17 protein-coding genes and 1 pseudogene are annotated in these 20,458 nt (G+C 59.7%); 8 read left to right on the top strand and 10 right to left on the bottom strand.

Annotated elements, in window-relative coordinates; translation table 11 throughout:
- Nucleotides 1-61 precede the first annotated feature (61 nt).
- Nucleotides 62-1,399, bottom strand: a complete 1,338-nt coding sequence (locus ACK3EW_RS18090; protein ID WP_493807272.1) for a glycosyltransferase family 4 protein — start codon at nucleotides 1,397-1,399, stop codon at nucleotides 62-64.
- A 15-nt stretch (nucleotides 1,400-1,414) separates the two neighbouring features.
- The gene (locus tag ACK3EW_RS18085) at nucleotides 1,415-2,809 is read right to left on the bottom strand and encodes a hypothetical protein (RefSeq protein WP_493807271.1); all 1,395 of its coding nucleotides are present in this window, start codon (nucleotides 2,807-2,809) and stop codon (nucleotides 1,415-1,417) included.
- A 308-nt stretch (nucleotides 2,810-3,117) separates the two neighbouring features.
- Between ACK3EW_RS18085 and xsc the strand changes: the two genes are divergently transcribed.
- Entirely contained in the window at nucleotides 3,118-4,896 is a 1,779-nt protein-coding gene (xsc, locus tag ACK3EW_RS18080) for a sulfoacetaldehyde acetyltransferase (RefSeq protein WP_493807270.1), read from the top strand.
- Nucleotide 4,897: 1 nt separating this feature from the next.
- Nucleotides 4,898-6,058, top strand: coding sequence for an acetate/propionate family kinase (locus tag ACK3EW_RS18075; protein WP_493807269.1), 1,161 nt, complete (start codon nucleotides 4,898-4,900; stop codon nucleotides 6,056-6,058).
- A 10-nt stretch (nucleotides 6,059-6,068) separates the two neighbouring features.
- Here ACK3EW_RS18075 and ACK3EW_RS18070 read toward each other — a convergent pair whose 3' ends face one another.
- Entirely contained in the window at nucleotides 6,069-6,932 is an 864-nt protein-coding gene (locus tag ACK3EW_RS18070) for a phosphate acyltransferase (protein ID WP_493807268.1), read from the bottom strand.
- Between the two features lie 36 nt (nucleotides 6,933-6,968).
- Between ACK3EW_RS18070 and ACK3EW_RS18065 the strand changes: the two genes are divergently transcribed.
- The 6 genes and pseudogenes from ACK3EW_RS18065 (at nucleotide 6,969) to ACK3EW_RS18040 (ending at nucleotide 13,807) form a co-directional block, all read left to right on the top strand.
- On the top strand, nucleotides 6,969-8,102 hold the full coding sequence (locus ACK3EW_RS18065; RefSeq protein WP_493807267.1) for a citrate synthase: 1,134 nt from the start codon (nucleotides 6,969-6,971) through the stop codon (nucleotides 8,100-8,102).
- 109 nt (nucleotides 8,103-8,211) lie between these two features.
- Nucleotides 8,212-11,040, top strand: coding sequence for a molybdopterin oxidoreductase family protein (locus tag ACK3EW_RS18060; RefSeq protein ID WP_493807266.1), 2,829 nt, complete (start codon nucleotides 8,212-8,214; stop codon nucleotides 11,038-11,040).
- Nucleotides 11,037-11,201, top strand: coding sequence for a hypothetical protein (locus ACK3EW_RS18055; RefSeq protein ID WP_416884051.1), 165 nt, complete (start codon nucleotides 11,037-11,039; stop codon nucleotides 11,199-11,201). The genes ACK3EW_RS18060 and ACK3EW_RS18055 overlap by 4 nt, the downstream gene beginning before the upstream one ends.
- The gene (locus tag ACK3EW_RS18050) at nucleotides 11,198-11,947 is read left to right on the top strand and encodes a 4Fe-4S dicluster domain-containing protein (RefSeq protein WP_493807265.1); all 750 of its coding nucleotides are present in this window, start codon (nucleotides 11,198-11,200) and stop codon (nucleotides 11,945-11,947) included. Before ACK3EW_RS18055 ends, ACK3EW_RS18050 begins: the two co-directional genes overlap by 4 nt.
- The gene (locus ACK3EW_RS18045) at nucleotides 11,947-12,819 is read left to right on the top strand and encodes a dimethyl sulfoxide reductase anchor subunit family protein (RefSeq protein ID WP_493807264.1); all 873 of its coding nucleotides are present in this window, start codon (nucleotides 11,947-11,949) and stop codon (nucleotides 12,817-12,819) included. The genes ACK3EW_RS18050 and ACK3EW_RS18045 overlap by 1 nt, the downstream gene beginning before the upstream one ends.
- 3 nt (nucleotides 12,820-12,822) lie before the next feature.
- Nucleotides 12,823-13,807: pseudogene (locus tag ACK3EW_RS18040) on the top strand (nuclear transport factor 2 family protein).
- A 3-nt stretch (nucleotides 13,808-13,810) separates the two neighbouring features.
- Here the strand turns inward: ACK3EW_RS18040 and ACK3EW_RS18035 are convergent.
- The 7 genes from ACK3EW_RS18035 to ACK3EW_RS18005 form a co-directional block, all read right to left on the bottom strand.
- Complete coding sequence (locus ACK3EW_RS18035; RefSeq protein ID WP_493807263.1) at nucleotides 13,811-14,809, bottom strand: LacI family DNA-binding transcriptional regulator; 999 nt, start codon at nucleotides 14,807-14,809, stop codon at nucleotides 13,811-13,813.
- Nucleotides 14,806-15,330 carry an ester cyclase gene (locus ACK3EW_RS18030; protein ID WP_493807262.1) on the bottom strand — a complete coding sequence of 175 codons (525 nt, stop codon included), beginning with the start codon at nucleotides 15,328-15,330 and terminating at the stop codon, nucleotides 14,806-14,808. Before ACK3EW_RS18030 ends, ACK3EW_RS18035 begins: the two co-directional genes overlap by 4 nt.
- Before the next feature lie 61 nt (nucleotides 15,331-15,391).
- Entirely contained in the window at nucleotides 15,392-16,036 is a 645-nt protein-coding gene (locus ACK3EW_RS18025) for a DUF1523 family protein (RefSeq protein ID WP_493807261.1), read from the bottom strand.
- A 10-nt stretch (nucleotides 16,037-16,046) separates the two neighbouring features.
- The gene (locus tag ACK3EW_RS18020) at nucleotides 16,047-16,313 is read right to left on the bottom strand and encodes a hypothetical protein (protein ID WP_439121496.1); all 267 of its coding nucleotides are present in this window, start codon (nucleotides 16,311-16,313) and stop codon (nucleotides 16,047-16,049) included.
- A 3-nt stretch (nucleotides 16,314-16,316) separates the two neighbouring features.
- Nucleotides 16,317-17,651 carry a DUF6638 family protein gene (locus ACK3EW_RS18015; protein ID WP_493807260.1) on the bottom strand — a complete coding sequence of 445 codons (1,335 nt, stop codon included), beginning with the start codon at nucleotides 17,649-17,651 and terminating at the stop codon, nucleotides 16,317-16,319.
- A 105-nt stretch (nucleotides 17,652-17,756) separates the two neighbouring features.
- Nucleotides 17,757-18,422 carry a hypothetical protein gene (locus ACK3EW_RS18010; protein ID WP_493807259.1) on the bottom strand — a complete coding sequence of 222 codons (666 nt, stop codon included), beginning with the start codon at nucleotides 18,420-18,422 and terminating at the stop codon, nucleotides 17,757-17,759.
- Nucleotides 18,423-18,478: 56 nt separating this feature from the next.
- Nucleotides 18,479-20,413 carry an AAA family ATPase gene (locus ACK3EW_RS18005; RefSeq protein WP_493807258.1) on the bottom strand — a complete coding sequence of 645 codons (1,935 nt, stop codon included), beginning with the start codon at nucleotides 20,411-20,413 and terminating at the stop codon, nucleotides 18,479-18,481.
- Nucleotides 20,414-20,458 lie beyond the last annotated feature (45 nt).

Below are 20,458 nucleotides of genomic sequence, written 5' to 3'. Positions count from 1 at the left end.
TGGATACTCCTTCGCTGACGGCGCGGGCAACTGCCAATTGGGAAACAGTGTGTTGTACCGATTATGGCATTGTTGCGGAGATTGGTCGCAATCCAGCCGCGAAAATGTCAGGTTTGTCTGCTTGCCTCTTGTCGAGAGTCCATTCGTAGACATCTCGGATCTGGTTCGCTTTGCGGGACCACAGGAAAAACTCATCCACCCGTGCTTTCGCCGTCGCTGCAATCGGCGCAAGGGCGTCCGGGTTTTCTGCCAAGCGTTGGAATATGGTATGAAATCCGGCGATGATCTCATCACGGCTGCCGCATGGCACTTTGAAACCTGATTGAGTCGTTACCAATTCACCCGGACCTGCGTAGTCCACGATGACGGGAACAACGCCCAAAGCCATCGCTTCAAGCACGACCCCGCCTCCGAATTCACGGATCGACGGAAAACTGAGGATGTGAGACTTGCTCAGGAGCGTCTGAACTTCGGAATGGTCTATCCATTTGTGGAACGTAAGTCCTGTTTCGCATCCAAGCGATTTTGCTTGGGCGATCAGGTCTCCGAGCATCGGTCCGTCACCTATGATATCCAGCGTCATCCGACCGCTACGCAGGAGATCCGCCGCCGCCGCTATCAGCATGTCTGCGCCTTTATAAGGCACCAGACGTCCGACAAAGCAGGCCTTCAGAACATCACCGGTCGGCTTTGCGATCTTGTTGAACCGACCCGGATCAATGCCGTTCTCCGGGATGTAGACCGTTTTGTCCTGATACGCCTTGGGAATTTCGCTTTGTGTGTGGCGTGATCCGACCACGATTGCCGATGCATGCTTGAGAGCGGTGTTGCGGCCGGGCAGATGTTTGTAAGCGCTTCGAATGTAGCTTAGCCATTCCTTTTCCGCGCGCCGCTCGGCGTCGAAATGCTTGGGCCAGGGTACGCCCCCATTCAAAGGACCCAAAACAAACGGTACACCAACGCGGTGAACCTTGCGCGCAATCGGAGAGCTGATGGTCGGGCTTAGTGGCGTGATCCGGTGGACAACGTCGAAAGCGCCAGCTTTGATTGCGGGGCCGAATTCCTTCCAGACAAGATGCTCGAACCAAGGATATATCAACGCGTTTATTGCTTGCAGCGTTGTCCAGCCCTTGCCTTCGCCCATGCGCAGTTTTTCGGCCAAAGCCCATAGTGGCCGCGCGACGGCCTCTGAATCGATTGCCGTAAAGTCCTTCCCTTCGACAAGCCCTGCACGCAGAATCGCATCTCGGTTGCGCACTTGCGTGACCAGATGCACATCCGCCACGTCCCGCAAGGCCTGCGCGAGCGACCAGCCCACAAGCGGAACACTCACCCATTCGGGGTTCGCGGCTTCGGCGATGGCCAAAACCCGCGGAGGGCGGTTTCTCGATGTTTGCATAAGGATCGTCGTGTCCTACAATACGGTGCGCCATTGCACGCGGTGGCTGGATAGATACGCGCCCCGCCCGTCGCGGAGGGTTTCTGCATAGCCCGTTAAAGCGCCGGCCATCAACCACGTCAGTGGCGTAAGCGTGGCATTCGGCAACATATCGAAGACATTGACCGCGAGGATCAATGAGAGCGGAATGATCAGGAGCGAATAGTCGCCCTGTTCCCGGTACCTGATTTCGCGCCACAACAGGAAAACGGGCAAGACCAAGAGCCCGAATTCCGCCAGAAAGCCAAGCCATCCCAACTGACCGATCAGGATGATCCAGCGACCGTCAGTGATCGTCTCGATCATCCCGTTGCTCGGATTCATGATCTGGTTGCGATCATAATTGCCCCAGCCGAAAAGGGGCTTTTCTTGGGCGCGTTCAAGAAGCCTGTTCTCGTTGTGGAACCGGAAGTCCAGCGAGGCCGCGCGATCTTCGTCAATGCTGGCGGCTGCCTCAAGGATAGCGGTCTCTGGGACAAGACCTGCGCCTTTCATGGCGGGATAGGTGATCGCAAACGCAGCGATGCACACAGCCAATCGCATCTGCCATTTCATGCCGAACAATACGATCACAGGGATCAAAACCGCAGCGAACAACCAAGCGCCGAGCGATTTCGCTAGGATCAGAACACCTGTCAGGTACATCCCGATCAGCAGGAATTTCCAATTCGACTTGAATGCGCCGGTCTTCCAAAGGGCAAAAGCCGCGACGATGGCCATCAGCAGATAGAATGCTGCCCAGATGCCGTGGTACAGAAAGACCATGGGACGGAAGCCGCCAAAGCGGATCGTCTGGACGAAGTCGTGCTGATAATAGCCGTAGATCCACAGGTTCAGTTGGGGCGACAGGCGGACTTCGATTAGCATCGGCAAAGAGTAAATGAGCCCGCCAATCATAAACGCCAGCATGAGATCACGTTGATCCTCTGCATGGCACAGGAATCTTCGGGCCAGCAGGAAGGGCAGGATCAGCAGTACCTGCTGAATGATGAATGCAATCGCGTCGCGAATGGTCATGCCTTGGATATAGAATTCGCCCCAATAGATCGGGCTGCGGTTGAGTAGCGCTGTGGCGACAGGCGAGAAGATGAACAGAACTAACAGCACCACGGCGATTGGCGATCGCGGCAACAGCCTGAAGTCGCGAGAATACATCCAGAACCACATCACAAGCGCGCTAAGCGCCGGGATCGTATGTTTGGTCAGCGGTGGAACCAGCGGAAAGTCAAAACCAGCAGGAGGTTCTGGCAAGAACAGATAGCCAGCCAGAAGCGTTGCGATCACAGCACGGCCGGGCGGCAGTTTCTGAAACAGAACAACTGTCACGAGTGGCCATATGGCCAGTATTAGAAGTGCCAATGCATTTGGCATTCAGTGTCCTGCCGTTAGCATGCCGTTCGAGGGTCGGTTGCATTTATAGTCTGGAGCCACAGCTCAAAGCCATGTCTGGTTCCTGACCCGTTTAACATACTGCAATCGAAATTCGGCACAAATGGTGCGGGAATGCAGCAAATACATGATAGTGCAGCTTCCCGGTTTGGCCGTGTCGGGCAGTGCGTTCATGGATTTTGGCTATAAGTTGGGTATCAAATTGGCCCTATTGGCTATTGCGACGCATCGCTAGTGTCCGCCCAACCGCGCCGGCCCCTCGGTCCGCGCCCTTCTCAGGGAGAGCCACCATGAAAATGACCACCGAAGAAGCTTTTGTCAAAGTCCTCCAGATGCACGGGATCGAACATGCGTTCGGGATCATCGGGTCTGCGTTCATGCCGATCTCGGATATCTTCCCGAAAGCAGGCATCACGTTCTGGGACTGTGCACATGAAGGTTCTGGCGGCATGATGGCTGACGGGTATACCCGCGCATCCGGCAAGATGAGCATGATGATCGCGCAGAACGGTCCGGGCATCACCAACTTCGTCACCGCCGTGAAAACGGCCTACTGGAACCACACGCCTCTGTTGCTGGTCACGCCGCAAGCGGCCAACAAAACCATCGGGCAGGGCGGCTTCCAAGAAGTCGAACAGATGAAGCTGTTCGAAGATATGGTCGCCTATCAGGAAGAAGTACGCGACGCCTCGCGCGTGGCCGAAGTGCTGAACCGCGTGATCCTGAACGCCAAGCGCGCCTCTGCCCCCGCACAGATCAACATGCCGCGCGACTTCTGGACCCAAGTGATCGACATCGACCTGCCTGAAGTGGTCGAGTTCGAACGGCCCTCCGGTGGTGACAGCGCCATTCAAAAGGCCGCTGACCTGATCTCGTCCGCCAAGAACCCGGTTATCCTGAACGGCGCGGGTGTGGTTCTGGCGGGCGCAATCCCCGCAACCATGGCCCTTGCTGAACGGCTCACGGCACCTGTGTGCGTTGGCTATCAGCACAATGATGCCTTTCCGGGATCGCATCCGCTGTTTGCCGGACCTTTGGGGTATAACGGGTCGAAGGCGGGGATGGAGTTGATCAGCCAAGCCGACGTTGTTCTGTGCCTTGGCACACGCCTCAATCCGTTCTCCACCCTGCCGGGCTATGGCATCGACTATTGGCCCAAAGGCGCGAAGATCATTCAGGTTGACATCAACCCCGACCGCATCGGTCTGACAAAGAAGGTCAGCGTCGGCATCGTTGGTGATGCCAAGAAAGTGGCCGAGGGCATCCTCGCACGTCTGTCCGATACGGCGGGCGATGAGGGCCGTGAGGAACGGAAAGCCAATATCGCGAAAACCAAATCCACATGGGCGCAGCAACTGTCCAGCATGGACCACGAACAGGACGATCCCGGCACCACATGGAACGAACGCGCCCGTGCCGCCAAGCCGGACTGGATGAGCCCCCGCATGGCATGGCGCGCGATCCAGTCAGCGTTGCCGAACGACGCGATCATATCGTCCGACATCGGCAACAACTGCGCCATCGGCAACGCCTACCCGACCTTTGAACAAGGGCGGAAGTACCTTGCCCCCGGTCTGTTTGGCCCCTGTGGTTACGGTCTGCCGTCCATTGTGGGTGCCAAGATCGGGTGCCCGGATGTGCCGGTGGTCGGCTTCTCGGGTGATGGTGCGTTCGGCATCGCTGTGACCGAACTGACTGCGATCGGTCGTCCGGAATGGCCCGCGATCACTCAGATCGTGTTCCGCAACTATCAGTGGGGAGCGGAAAAGCGGAACTCCACGCTTTGGTATGACGACAACTTCGTCGGTACGGAACTGGACGAGGGTGTCAGCTACGCCGCTATCGCCAAGGCCTGCGGTCTGCAGGGTATTGTGGCCCGCACGATGGACGAACTGCGCGATGCGCTGAACACCGCCATCAAGGATCAGATGGAGAATGGCAAGACAACGCTGATCGAAGCCATGATCAATCAGGAACTGGGAGAGCCGTTCCGCCGCGACGCGATGAAAACGCCCGTTGCCGTCGCGGGCATCGACCCGGCGGATATGCGCCCGCAAAAGGTCGCCTGACATGACCGACCCCGCACATGAAGGACCGATTTTGGTTCTGAATGCGGGGTCGTCCTCGATCAAGTTCGCGTTGTTTGATAAGAACGTGACTGAAACGCTCTCGGGCATGGCCGAAGCCATCGGCGGCGCGTCCAGTCTTCGGATAGGTGCGGATAAGCGGGACGTCCCGCTCATAGACCACCGTGCCGCTTTGGAAGCCATCCTCAATGCGTTGGCCGAGCGGGGGATCACCCCTGACACGCTTCGCGCGGCCGGGCATCGCGTGGTGCATGGTGGGCGCAAGCTCACCGGTCCGATGCGCGTCACTGATGAGGTGCGCGCCGAGATCGCCAATTGCACCCCGCTTGCCCCGCTGCACAATCCGCACAACCTTGCGCCGATGGAAGCGCTGTTGCGGCTTGCACCGGACCTGCCTCAGTTTGCCAGCTTCGATACGTCGTTCCATGCCAATAACCCGAATGTGGCCACGCGATACGCGATCCCAAAAATGATGGAGACTAAGGGCATCCGCCGCTACGGGTTCCACGGGCTCAGCTACGCGTCCCTTGTGCGCCGTCTTCCAGAAGTGTCGGGCGAGGCGCTGCCGTCGCGCCTTTTGGCGTTCCACCTCGGTAACGGCGCGTCGCTCTGCGCAATCCACAATGGACAGTCGATTGCCACGACAATGGGATATTCGCCGCTGGACGGCCTGACGATGGGCACACGCTCTGGCGGGATCGACGCGAACGCAGTCCTGCGGCTGGTTGAAGAAAACGGGTTGGAGCGGACCAAGGCGATCCTGAATCACGAGAGCGGTTTGCTGGGCCTGTCGGGTGGCAAGTCTGACATGCGCAAGCTAATGCTGGATGCGTCGGCTGAAAGCGCCTTTGCGGTCGAGCATTTTTGCTATTGGACCCTTCGCCATGCCGGATCGCTGATCGCGGCTTTGGAGGGTCTCGACGCCATCGCCTTTACCGGAGGGATTGGTGAGAATGCAGTCGGTGTGCGGGCACGTATCCTGCGGGGGCTGGAATGGGCGGGTGTGCGGATCAATCCGGATTTCAATCACCGCTCTGGCCCACGCCTGCATGCAGACAGTTCTAAAGTCGCTGTTTGGGTCATCACCGCCGAAGAAGAGCGCATGATTGCGCTGGATGCCATGGCCTTGTTGGAGGCCGCATGAGATCCACCGTTCAGCTTTGCTGCGCGAGGGTGATCGTGACCAGCGTTGACGCCACGATGTCGTCCATTGTGGCTCCGCGGCTCAGATCGCAAACCGGGCGGGCAAAACCTTGCAGAAACGGGCCGATAGCCTGCGCGCCCGCCAATTCCTGGCACAGCTTGTACGCGATGTTGCCCGCGTCCAACGATGGGAAGATCAGCACATTGGCATCTCCGCTGCCCAATCCTTTCTTCGCGGCAATGGTGGTGTTCAGCGCGGCATCCGCCTGGATCGGTCCTGCAAACCCCGTGGCCTCGGCAACGCTGCGCACGAGATCCACACTGTCGCCTGCGCCGCTGGTGCCGGTGGAGAACGACAAAAGCGCGACCCGCGCGTCGCCCATCAGCGCCTTTGCCGTGTCAGCCGACGCCCGCGCAATGGCTTCCAGCGCCGCTGCATCCGGTGCCACGTTTACCGCGCAATCTGCGAACACGAATTCGCGCCCATCCGGGAACACCATCAGGAAATACGAGGAAGGGACTGTCACGCCCTTGGCCAGACCGATGGCCATGCTCGCCGCTTCGATCACGCGCCGCGTCGGGCTGTCGGCCCCTGCGACCATCGCGTCGGCCTCGCCTGCGGCGACCATTCCGGCGGCGCGGTACAGGGGTTTCTGCAAAAGCCTGCGGGCCATCGCCTCTTTCATCCCGCGCGCCGACACGAGGGCGGCAACCTGTGCCTCAGTGGGATCAGCCGCGATATCGAGCACGGAACACAGCCCGTCCTTGGTCAGACGCTGCGCGGCGTTTGCAACGCGTGGATCGTCCAGTTCGGGGAACACGACGCGGGTGTTCGATCCTGCAGCAACGGCGCGTGCCTTGTCCAGAACGCTCATATCACTCTCCCACTTCCGCCCGCAAAGGAGCCTTCAATGACTGATAACGTCAAGATCAACCGAGGCTTGAAGGGCGTCTATTTCGAACGGTCCGGGGTGAGCGACATCGACGGCGCCGCTGGAACGCTGCAATATCGGGGCTATTCGATCCATGATCTGGCCACGCATGCCACGTTCGAAGAGGTGTGCCACCTCTTGATGAAGGGCGAGTTGCCGAACGCGGCAGAACTTGCAGCCTTTGACGCGGAGATGCGTGCAGCGCGGGCTGTGCCGGATACCGTTCTCGACATCATCCGCGTGTGCAAAGATGGCCACCCGATGGACGTGCTGCGCACGGCGGTGTCTGCGCTGGCGGCGTTGGAGCCGGACAGCCTTGCGACCGGGGAAGAAGCGTTCCTTCGCAACGGAATTCGCCTGACCGCACAAGTTCCCACGCTCGTCGCGGCGCATGAGGCGATCCGCAATGGGCGTGATCCGGTTGCCCCGGATGACGACCTCAGCCACGCCGCCAACTGGCTCTGGATGCTCAAGGGCGAAAAGCCGTCGGAGGATGCAGCGCGTCTGGCCGATGTGGATTTTGTCCTACACGCCGAACATGGTGCCAACGCGTCGAGCTTTGCCGCGCGGGTGACGGTTGGGACCGAGGCGAACCTGCACGGTGCCATCGTGACTGCGCTCAGCACGCTGGCGGGTCCTGCGCATGGTGGTGCGGCGGAAGACGTGATGAAGATGGTCAAGGAGATCGGAACGCCCGAAAAAGCGGCGGACTACGTCAAGACCAAGCGCGCCAACCGCGAGGCTGTCACCGGCTTCGGCCACCGCGTTTACCGCGCCGAAGACCCCCGAGCGCGCCACATGCGTGAAGGGGTCCGCAAGCTGGGCGAAGAGATGGGTGCTCCCGAATGGTACGAGATCCTGCAAGCGGTCGTCGAAGCGATGAAGCCCTACAGCCGTCACGGTCTGAATGTGAACGTGGATTTCTATTCAGGGGTGATCTACCAGCTGCACGGTATCCCGATGGACCTTTACGTTCCGATCTTTGCCATCGGCCGGATGCCGGGGTGGGTGATCCAGTGCATCGAACAGCAGCGCGGGAATATTCTCATCCGTCCGCTCACACTCTACAACGGGCCGGAACCGCGTGATTGGTTGCCAATAGACGCCCGATGAGACGGAGATGTAAGCGCTTGCATAATGCGCCTTTACCATCGGCGCAGAAACGTAAACACTGTCGCCAATTCTGACCGGGGCGACACCCGGCGGATCAGGGAGAATTGATATGGGCCACGTCCAGCCAGAGCTGAACCTGTCACCGAAAGTCTCGGACGAGGTGCGCAAAACCACGTGCTACATGTGCGCCTGCCGTTGTGGGATCAACGTGCACATGAAGGATGGCAAGGTCGCCTATATCGAAGGCAACCGGGACCATCCGGTGAACAAAGGTGTGCTTTGTGCCAAGGGCAGCGCGGGGATCATGCAGCACAACGCACCGTCCCGTCTGCGGGCACCGCTCAAACGGGTTGGTCCGCGTGGGTCGGGTGAGTTTGAGGAGATCAGCTGGGACGAGGCATTGGAGATCGCGACTGGATGGCTCAAGCCGATCCGCGACGCGGCACCGGAAAAGCTCGCGTTCTTCACTGGTCGCGACCAGTCGCAATCCTTCACAAGCTTTTGGGCGCAGAATTTCGGCACTCCGAACTATGCCGCGCATGGTGGCTTCTGTTCCGTCAACATGGCCGCCGCTGGCATCTATACGATGGGTGGTGCATTCTGGGAATTCGGTCAACCCGACTGGGACCACACCAAGCTGTTTATACTGTTTGGCGTGGCCGAAGATCACGACAGCAACCCGATCAAAATGGGCCTTGGCAAGATCAAGGCGCGCGGGGCCAAGGTGATCGGCGTCAACCCGATCCGCACCGGCTACAACGCGATTGCCGATGATTGGGTCGGCATCACGCCGGGCACGGATGGTCTGTTCATTCTCGCGCTGGTGCATGAACTGATGAAGGCCGGGAAGATCGACCTCGATTACCTTGCCCGCTACACCAACGCGCCGGTTTTAGTGAATGGCGATCCGAAGTCGCCGGAACATGGGCTGTTCCTCAAGGACGACAACGGCAAGCCGCTGGTTATGGACCGCGCGACCGGCAAACTGACACCATTCGATCAGCCGGGCGTCAAGCCCGACCTTGCCGCCAGCTACCGTCATGCCGGGATCACGCATAAGACCGTCATGCACCTGATGGCCGAACGCTATCTTGATCCGCAATACGCCCCCGAAGCTGTGGCTGAAACTTGCGGCGTTTCCGCCACCAAGATCAAGCGCATCGCGGCCGAGATTGCCCGCGTCGCCTTTGACGAAGCGATTGAGATTGCCCAGCCTTGGACTGATTTCCGGGGCGAAAAGCACGACAAGATGGTGGGTCGCCCTGTCAGCTTCCACGCGATGCGCGGCATCAGTGCCCATTCCAACGGCTTCCAGACCTGCCGCGCGTTGCATGTGCTGCAAATCCTGCTCGGCAGCGTTGAAACCCCCGGTGGGTTCCGCTTCAAACCGCCTTACCCCAAGCCCGCAACAGCGCATCCGAAGCCGCATTGCAAGGTGACACCGGGCAAGCCGCTGGACGGCCCGCATCTGGGCTTTGTGCATGGCCCCGACGACTTGTGTCTCAAGGAAGACGGCACCCCCGCCCGCATCGACAAGGCGTTCACATGGGAAAACCCGATGAGCGCGCATGGCCTGATGCACATGGTCATCTCGAATGCCTATGCCGGCGATCCCTACAAGATCGACACGCTGTTCATGTATATGGCGAACATGTCGTGGAACTCGACGATGAACACGTCTGGCGTGATGAAGATGCTCACGGACACGGGTGAGAACGGCGACTACGTGATCCCGCGCATCATCTATTCCGATGCCTATTCGTCCGAGATGGTCGCTTATGCCGACTTGATCCTGCCCGACACGACCTACCTTGAGCGGCACGACTGTATCTCGCTCCTCGACCGCCCGATCTGCGAGGCGGACGCGGCGGCCGATGCGATCCGATGGCCTGTGGTTGAACCCGACCGTAATGTGCGCGGCTTCCAATCGGTGCTGTGCGAGTTGGGCGCGAAACTCGACCTGCCGGGATTTGTGAATGAGGACGGCAGCCAGAAATACGCGGATTACGCGGATTACATCACCAACCACCAGCGACGCCCCGGTGTCGGTCCCTTGGCGGGGTGGCGTATGGGCCAAGAGGGCCTGACCGGCGGGCGCGGCGACGTCAACGAGGCGCAGATCGACAGCTATATCGCAAATGGCGGGTTCTGGTCGTCGCATGTGCCGGACGAGGGGCTGTACTATAAACCGTGGAACAAGGCCTATCAGGATTGGGCGGTGGAAATCGGTCTCTACGATGCGGCCGCGCCTTATATCTTCCAGCTTTACGTCGAACCGATGCGCAAGTTCCAACTGGCCGCCGAAGGGCATGGCGACCGCCAACCGCCGGATCACCTGCGCGCGCGGATCAAGGAAACGCTAGATCCGCTGCCGATCTGGTATGCGCCTTTCGAAGACAGCCGCGTCGACACCGAGGAATTCGCAATCCACGCGCTGACGCAGCGCCCGATGGCGATGTACCACAGCTGGGGCACGCAGAACGCGTGGCTGCGGCAAATCCATGGGCATAACCCGCTCTACCTGCCGACCAAGCTTTGGGAAAAGCACGGGTTCAAGACTGGGAATTGGGCGCGCGTGACGTCTGCTCATGGTGACATCACAGTCCCTGTCGCGCATATGGCGGCGCTGAACGAAAACACCGTCTGGACATGGAACGCCATCGGCAAACGCAAAGGTGCATGGGCCTTGGACAAAGACGCGCCTGAGGCGACCAAAGGGTTCTTGTTGAACCACCTGATCCACGAACTGCTGCCGCCCAAAGGCGATGGTCTGCGCTGGGCAAACTCTGACCCGATCACCGGACAGGCGGCGTGGTTCGATCTGCGGGTGAAGATCGAAAAGGTAGACGGACCGTCTGAATCGCATCCTGTGTTCGATGAGCTGAAATCGCCTGTCGGCCAAGGACCAGATGAGTTGCGCTGGAAGGTGGAACCATGAGCGGAGCAATGAAAGCCACGCTGCTGGCCATCGCGGTTGTGCTGATCGGCATGGCTGGGTCGTTCATCTGGTTCGTCGCAACCTGGGACAAAGAGGCAGAACAGCCGATCGGGTTTGCGCCAGCACCCACCATCACGATCACAGAGGACCGCACCGCATGACGCAGCTTCCCGAAAAGACAGACCGCAAGATGGGTCTGGTGATCGACCTCGACACCTGTGTCGGGTGTCATGCTTGCGTTGTGTCCTGCAAAGGCTGGAACACCGAAAACTACGGCGCGCCTTTGTCAGACCAAAACCCCTATGGCGCGGACCCGTCAGGCACGTTCCTTAACCGTGTTCATTCCTACGAGGTTCAGCCCGAAAGCGGCCCGGCGCAGCTCATCCATTTCCCGAAATCCTGCCTTCATTGCGAAGACGCACCCTGCGTGACCGTCTGCCCAACAGGGGCCAGCTACAAGCGCACCGAAGACGGGATCGTACTGGTGAACGAGAAAGACTGCATCGGCTGCGGTCTCTGCGCCTGGGCCTGTCCCTATGGCGCGCGCGAGTTGGACAAGGCGGAAGGGGTGATGAAGAAATGCACCCTTTGCGTGGACCGCATCTATAACGAGAACCTCCCCGAGGAAGACCGCGTTCCCGCCTGCGTGCGCACCTGTCCGTCCAATGCCCGTCACTTTGGCGATCTCGGCGACCCCGACAGCGCTGTCAGCCAGCTTGTCGCCGAACGTGGTGGGATGGACCTGATGCCTGAACAAGGCACCAAGCCCGTCAACAAATACCTGCCGCCGCGTCCCAAGGACCGGCTCAACGAAGAAATCGACATCCTAGCCCCGCTGCTCGCCCCCGTGGTGGAAGAGCCCAAGGGCTTTCTGGGATGGCTCGACAAGACGCTGGAGAAACTCTGATGCATCCGGCTCCATCAATTATCGCGTTCAGCACGTTTTCGGGTCTTGGTTTGGGCCTGCTGTTCTGGCTTGGGATCGACTCAACAGCGCCAACCGGCTGGGTGGCCTTCGCGTTCTTCGCGATTGGCTATGCTTTGGCAGTCGGAGGGCTGATCTCGTCGACCTTCCACCTTGGCCGCCCCGAGCGGGCGATCAAGGCTTTCACCCAATGGCAGACAAGCTGGCTCAGCCGAGAGGCGTGGTGTGCCGTTGCCGCTCTGGTGACCATGGGGATCTACGCGTTCCTGCTCGTCTTCTTCGACACGCAGGTCTCGATCCTGGGTTGGATCGGGGCCGCGTTTGCGCTGGCCACCGTCTACACGACGTCAATGATCTATGCGCAGCTCAAGACCGTGCCGCGCTGGAACACTGTCCTGACCTCGGCACTCTTCCTGGCGCTGTCGATTGCAGGCGGCGCGCTGCTCTCTGGGCGTGTGACCATCGGCCTGATCCTGCTCTTGGTGGCGGGCGGCCTTCAGGCGCTTTGGTGGAAGACCGGCGACACGCGGTTCAAGCAAAGCGGCACCGATCTCAAGACTGCGACCGGCCTTGGCAATATCGGTGAAGTCCGCGCTTTTGAGCCACCGCATACGGGAACGAACTACCTGCTGAATGAGATGGTCTACACTGTTGGTCGCCGACATGCGCAGAAACTGCGGATGATCGCATTCATTCTGATGCTGGTCGTCCCCGTGTTCCTCTTGCTATTGCCCTATCCGCACATCTTCGGCCTGCTGGCCCTGATCAGCCACATCGCGGGCGTTCTGGTGTCCCGCTGGCTGTTCTTTGCAGAAGCAGAACACGTGGTCGGACTTTACTACGGGATGCGGTGATCCATGGCATTCCTTCCGGGGTTTGACGAACGCTGGAAGGACGTTCCCGACTTCATCTTAGGGATCACCAAGGACATCTGGGAAGACCGCGGCATAAACACGCTGCACCAATATTACGGGCCAGAGCTTGTGGTCCGTTCTCCGGCTTCTGTCATTAAGGGGCAACACCGGGATCATCGCCGCGACCGAGGCCACTTTGGCCGAATTTCCGGATCGTCAGCTTCTGGGCGAAGACGTGATCTGATGCGCCACTGGCGACGATAGCTTCCTGTCCTCGCATCGTCTCTATTGTAGCGCCACACATGACGGCCCGGATGTGTATGGCGCGCCGACGGGGCGCAAACTGGCCTACCGCATCCTTGCCGATTGCTGGTGCCGCGACAACGGCGTGCATGACGAGTGGTTGGTACGGGATCAGGGCGCGATTGTCCGCCAGATGGGACAGGACGTGGTGGACTGGACTCGAGACCTCATCGTGTGGGAGGGTGGGCCAGACACATGCGTGAAACCGCTGACACCCGCGACGGACATGCCCGGACCTTACAAGGGTACCGGCAACGACAGCCCTTGGGGACAGGCGTTGGCCGACATCCTGACCCGGATCGCCAAAGCTGAATTCTCTGTCATACCTGAAAGCTATGACCGCGCTGCCGAGCTTGCTTATCCCGGGCATGTCACCGGCGTGGGTCACTCAGATGCAGACCGGTTCTGGATGCAGCTTCACGCGGCGTTCCCAAACGCGCAGTTTTCTATCGATCACCAAATCGGGATGGAGGAGCCGCTGTGCGGTGCGCGTGCTGCGGTGCGCTGGTCTTTGCACGGCACCCATTCTGGCTGGGGCATGTTCGGCGCGCCGACCGGGGTTGAAGTGTTCATCATGGGCATCACCCATGCTGAGTTTGGGCGAAATGGATTGCGGCGTGAATGGACGTTGATCGACGAAACTGCGGTCTGGAAACAGATCCTGCTGGCGACCGGAAACCTTTGACCTCTACGCCGTGGTGCGACGCACCAGAGTCACGGGCAATGGGGCAGGGGGCAAAACCTCTGTCCCGCCGATTTCGGACAGCAGCGCATCTACGGTGGTGCTTACCATCGCTTCGGCATCCTGCTTGATCGTGGTCAAACCATAGGCCGGCCATGCCGCGCTTGGCACATCGTCGAAGCCCATCAGCGCAACATCTTCCGGTACGCGCAAACCCAGTTCCGACCGCAGAACATCCATCACGCCAAACGCCATATAGTCATTGGCCACGAACACCGCATCCGGCCGGTCGGGCGTGTCGAACATGCGCCGCGCCGCCTCTTTGGCGCGGGGCAAGCGGTAGTCGCCGACCTCCCGCGCAAACAGGCCCAGCCCCGCGGCGCGCAGCCCTTCCATGAAACCCGCCTCGCGGTCGCGCTGCGTGCTGGCGCCTTCCCAGCCCGCGATATGCCCGATCCGCGTGCGCCCAAGCGAAATCAAATGCTCCGCCGCCAAACGCCCCCCCATGCGGTTGTCCGACACCACCGCCAACTCGCCCTCGGCCTCAAGCTTGCGATTGAACAAAACGACAGGAACACCCGATGCGCGGCAGCGATCCGCAAGATCGGAACTCAAGGAAACCGAGGCCAATATCAGACCGTCCACTTGGTAATCGAGGATCTGACTCACCACGTCTTCGACATCATCTGTAGAGTGCGCCGCCATGAAGACCAGCACGTGATACCCCTCGCGCTCCAGCGCTTCGGACAGCAGTTCCAGCACGGTCGGGTAGAAATGGTTATCAAGATAGGCCACTACCAGCCCAATGATTTTGCTTTTTCCGGTCAGCATCGCGCGCGCCAGCACGTTGGGTCGGTAGCCCAGTGCGCTGGCGGCCTCGCGCACTTTGGAGGCCGTGCGTTCGCTGACCGAAGCCCCGGGCGTGAAAACGCGGCTGACCGCAGAGCGACTGACCCCCGCGCGCTTGGCGACGTCAAGCGATGTGACTTTGCGCGTTGTGGTCATGGGGCAGGTGGGGTCTTTTCGCCCCGGTCATAGGCTTCCCAGCCTTCGCCGCCGAACACGTCAACGCCAAGCTGTGCCAAGACATGCGGGAAATCGACCATCACGTAATTGTCGACGATCTTGCCATCGACCACTTTCCAGAAATCCATGTAACGGATGGTGACGCGCTTGCCTGTCGGCTCCACCCCCATGAACCGCCCTGAATGTATCGCTTCCTGACGTCCAAAGGCAGCGGCCCATTCGACCATGTAAAGCCGCGCCTCGTCAACGCAGACTTTGTCCGAGAACGCGGCTTGAAACGGCTTTTGCCAGTTGTCCTGAAACTCTCGCAGACCCTCTTTGGTGCCGCAGCCGGTGTTGCCCATCCAGCGGAACCCCTCAGCAAAGAACTCACCGATATCGGCAATGCGGTGGTCGTTGAGACCGTCCACCATGCCTTCGATCACCCGGCGGGTGTCTTCGGTCTTGGACAGATCCGTATCGCGGGTCAGAACCGCCTGTTCCGGTCGTGCGCCTGCCATCATCCCTCACTGCATGCGTTTGCAAGAGAGTGGACGCATCCCCCCCGATTTGGCAAGCGCGTTACTTGGACTTCCAGCTGTCCAGCCACCGCCGGAACCCGCTGCGACGGCGCGCGATGCCGTCACCGACCGACTCGAAGCCCTCTTCCACGTCCTCAAAAACGGGGTCGATGCGCGCGATGCGGAAGCGCCGCCAGCGCACCCAGATCGCCCAGAACAGCGCGGCCAAGGTCGTCAGGATGATGATGTTGATCCACGGAATGATCCGCACATCCGGGCCGTCCACAGCCCGCACATTCAAAGCGTTGGGAAAGATCGTCAGGAATTCGTTGCGCCAGCCATAATGCTTGATCACCACCCATTGCGGCGCGGCAGACGTGCTGCGCAGATCCGCTGCTTCGGCTTGCAGGTTCGATGTGTCGAACTTAAAATAGGGCGGCCAGCCCCAGCCGGTGTCTTCATTGCGATACACCATGACATCGCCACCCGACCGCACGCCTGAGATAAAGAAAACGTCACGGTTCGGCAGGCTGCCATCGCTGCCTACATCTGCGGACGCCCAGAACCAGCGGTTCTCGCCCGGATCAACGCGGCGCACTTCGGTATCGGTGATCCGCGCAATATCATGCTGCGGCAGCGTGTAATGCAGGAACGACGCGAACAGCACCCAAAAGGTCAGGATGAAAGCCCATTTGATGTAACCCACGGCGCGTCCCCTAGTAGAAGTTCGTAAAGTAGATGATCACAGAGATAACCACCATGGGCACGATATACACCCCCAGAATGAGCTTACGTCGCAGCGATCCGTCATACTCGCGCAAGCCACCTTCGACAAAGGTCTCCCGGTCGCCCTCTTGGATCTCTTCGTCCCATTCCTTTTCCAGCTTGTCGCGCCTGACCGCGCGGGAATAAAGCGAGAGGCAGATATAGACCACGCTCAGGACCAGAAATCCGATCACCAGCAACCGACCAAGTGCAAACATACCCTACCTCCGAACCGCCCCCCAGGGGCCCACGCGCGTGATGATATCGTCGCGGATCGGCGCCGGTTCTTCAAGCGGCGCGTCATGGCCGAACAAAGCCTCCCGCGCACCGGCCTTGTCGGCGACGTATTCCCGCGTCAGGAAATCCACCACATAGGCGCGCTTCGTGTCCGTCCACCCGCGATAGGCGGCGTAAAACGCCTCCTTGTGGCAGATATAGAGCTGGCGGATGTCCTTGGGCGACAGCTCGGACAGCAGCATGTTGACCAGCGTGGCATCGGGCGTGTCACTGGCCCGCAGCGTGTAGAAATACGCCGGGTTGTCGCTCGCGATCCGGGGCCACTTGGCATCCCCATCCGCCCATTGCACCAGCTGGTTCAGCGCGTGCCATTCGGGGGGGAGCCGATCAGAGTACCGCCGCGCCAGCCCGCGAATGTCGCGCCGGGTCGCCCCGGTACGGTCGATCTCCGCCTCCTGCGCGATATCCACAACGATGAAATCCATCTTCTGCCGCAGAATGGCCGAGGCATCGATCCCCCGTGCTTTCACAATCGGCTCCACCAACCCGTTCAGGTCCAGAAACTTCGCCACCTTGTTCCGATCCCGCAACCCGAACGTATAGGCAATCGGCAGCCCCGGCACGACATCCCCCGCACAGATCGCCGCCGGATGCTCTACCTGTCGGAACACGTACATCCCACCGAAATGGCTTGTGTGAAAGTTTTCCTGTTTGAACTCCATCTGTTTGAGCCGCACCGGATTGCGCACCACATCGCCCGTGCGCTTGGCCAAGGTGATCATTTCTGCGATCAGCACATCATCATGCCAGCCGTCGGCGTCGGTCTTGAACCGATCCACCAACGCGCCCAGCTTTTCCGCATCGCGCACCGTGCCGCTCGTCGTGTCCGCCTCGATCCTGATCGTGTGAATATCGAACAGCCGTTCCGGGTTCGACACGTCGAACACCGTGTTCACCAACTCCCCCGCCACCGCATCCTTGGCGGTGAGCGCGAACAACTGGCTCTCATTCGCCTCGATGAACTGCCGCAGAATATCCCGCGAGGTCGAGAATTTCGCATCGAGCAGCGGCGCGGTCTTCTGCTGCGTCGTCAGCAGAATGAACTGCCGGTTCACCCCGTTGTGGTTGAGGTAGAGCGGGTCGTTGAGTTCATCCCCGATCTCGGGCGAGAAGCCGGAGATGTCGATGTGAAAATCGGTCTGGCTCGTGGTCTTGCCCGTCAGATGCTTGAGCGCGCGGTTATACCGCTCCACCAGCGCCGGCGAGGCGACATGGATCAGGTTGCCGAACATGAGGCCGGATTGGATGAGGCGGTTCATGTCCAACACCTATCACACAGCACGAAGCGATGCGCCCGGCCCGAGGGTGGGTTCGTCTTTGACGTGGTGTTTCCAAGATTCATAAATTTCAATAGGCTCCGAGTGTCAGCCATCTAGGTCACCGTAGTTGATGGCCGACAATATCTTTGCGAAATGTTTGGTCCGTTTGATTATGTTTGGTCCAACAGAGACTTTGGCAGACTCATTGCCATGCACTAGGCTGTTTCGAAGACTTTGTAGCCCTTTCAATTCACGTGCCTGCTCTCCTGTTAGAAAGCCAGCCAAAACCAAGTACTGCACCCTTTTGGAAATAACGCCTGGCATCTCTTGCACTGCCATTTTTTCCAGCGCTTCCTCGATCTTACTCCATTGCGTGGCGAACTCAGAGAGACTCTTCATGCCTTCAGTCTCAGGCGTATCTAAATCCGCATCGTATAAAGCTTTGAACAATCCCAATGCTAACTCTGCATAGGCTTCGACTTTGCTGCGCTCGACAGTGAGACCATTACCTTGATGGTATAATTGGTTGCGGAGCCTGTGAAACCATTCAATTAATCCCAAGTCAAATGCATTAACTCTCTCTGGTGCATTAGCTTCAATGCCATCTAGCAACGCCAGAAAACTCTTGCAGATTTCGTCTCTTTTGGCTCGCGGCAAATCCACACCAGTAACTCTTTTTGGCAATTGAATAAAAGTTTGGAGCATCAGTTCCACAGAGTTGTCGATGCTTATCATTGCTAAGCGACGGTTTGTATCTGTGTCCTTTTCCAACAAGGACAATCCGTGTCGAAGTATTTCGCCCGGGCCAGAAGCCCACATTGGTTCATTCACCCCTTCCCCTCCAAATACCTCTTCTTCGCCTCTTCCTGACGCCCAAAGTCCCGCACCATGGCTTCGATCGCCACCTCATCCGACTTGTCCGCGTACCTGAACTCGGAATCCGCGTAGCAGTTGATCTCCTGGATCACCATCTCCACCGTGATCGGCCGTCGCAACTCCTCGATCATCGCCGCCTTCCGATCATAGGGCTGGAACAGGAACAGGTCCGGCTGCTCCATCCATTCATCCGGCAGTTCGAAATCCATCGCGCGGACCTTCACCGCGTCGGTGATGTTCTTGATCGCGCGGCCGGTAAAGCGCGGGTCGGCCTCCTTAATGGCCTTGAGATACGTGCCCATCTTGGCAATCGTGTCGAGCGCGCCGATCTGCGACGACACCCGGTCGAACACCTCCATCAACCCCGGTTCCTTGGGCCTGTTGTGGGAGTCAAACGACGCCGCCACCGCCTTCTGGATCTGCTGCGCCGCATACAGCTCATGGTCACCCAAGGGGATGTCGTGCTTCTTGCCCATCAGCAGCGCGAGGATGTCGATGTAATCCTCCCGCGTCTGCGGCCCGTCCACAAGGAACCGCGCCCCCGCCCGCTGCCGCAGCGCATCGTCCACGTTCTCGGGAAAGTTCGAGAACATCCCGAACGTGCAGTTCCCCCGCACCACCGTATTGGCCCCGGCAAACGCCTCCATGAACACTGCCGTGACCTCCTGTTGACCTGCGCTCGACTGCTGATCCCCCCGTTTGCCCGCGATCTGGTCGATGTCGTCGATGGTGCCAAACCCGATCACCGACGGGTCGAGCACATTGTTGATGAACGCCTTCGCGTTCTGCCCCGACTTGCCCTGATAGCTGTCGATATTGTCGATGCCGAAGTTCTGATACCGGAACGTGTAGCCGGCGTTCTGGCAATACTCGTGGATCATCCCCGCCATCATCTGAATGAGCGTCGTCTTCCCCGTCCCCGGCGCGCCGTCGCCCATGAAGGTAAAGATGAAGCCGCCCAGTTCCGCAAACGGGTTCAGCCGCCGTTCGAAATCATAGGCCATGAGCATCTTGGCCAGCCGCATCGCCTGATACTTGGCGATATGGTTGCCCACCACCTGATGCGGCTTCTTGAACTGCATGGTGAGCGTCGTGCCTTTGGCCTTCGTCGCGGGCGTGAAGCCCCGCAGCGTCAGATCATCCGCCTCCACCCGCCAGTTGGCGCTGGTAAACGCCCCAGTCCGCGCCCCGTTCTGGGCGCGCAACGCGATCCGCTCCATCAGCTGCTCGGCAAAGGCCAGAACCGTCGCCACCATGCGTGGCTCATCTGACGCAAGAAGCGCCAGCTTCTGGTCCAACTCCCAAAGCGCACCATGCAGGGCAAGCTGCGCGTTGTCGGTCAGAACCTCCTGCACCTCGCCCACATCGACCGTTACTTCCGACGCCTGCGACGCCAGCAAGAACGCCGTCGCATTGGCAAAAACATACCCAACCGCCAGCGCCTCCCCCTCAAGCAAAGCCGAAAACTCAGCCTTCCGATCCGCCGCGAGCGATCCCTGCAAATTCGCCTGCTTCATCTCGCCCAACGGTGTCGCGTCCGAAAACGCCTCCCCCACCGCGCGCGCAATCCCAAGCGCCCGCCGCAGCCCATGCATCACCGACGCCTGCGCGGGCGACACGAGCGGATCATCGCCATCCGCTCCGGCAATCCGATCCAGCAGATGCACCCCCTCGGGTCGGGCCGTAGACCGTGTCACCAAGCCCGGCGTGGTCGACCGAAACCGCCGTCGCGTGCCAATCCCCGATGACCGCTCCACCGCTGCAGGCTCGGCTCCGGACGCCACCCGTGGCGTGTGATCGAACCCCTCAAGCATCGCGTTGGCCGCCGCATAATGCTTGCCGATCGCCTCTTCGCGCAGTTCCATCAAATCGGACGTTACGGACATCTTGCGACGCTCCTATGCTTCATCTTGCCAAATAAACTCCCGCCG

The organism is Marivita sp. NO-S04 (genome assembly GCF_059070475.1).
The sequence above is the reverse complement of the archived record's forward strand: the minus strand, read 5'-3'. Positions and strand labels throughout refer to the sequence as shown.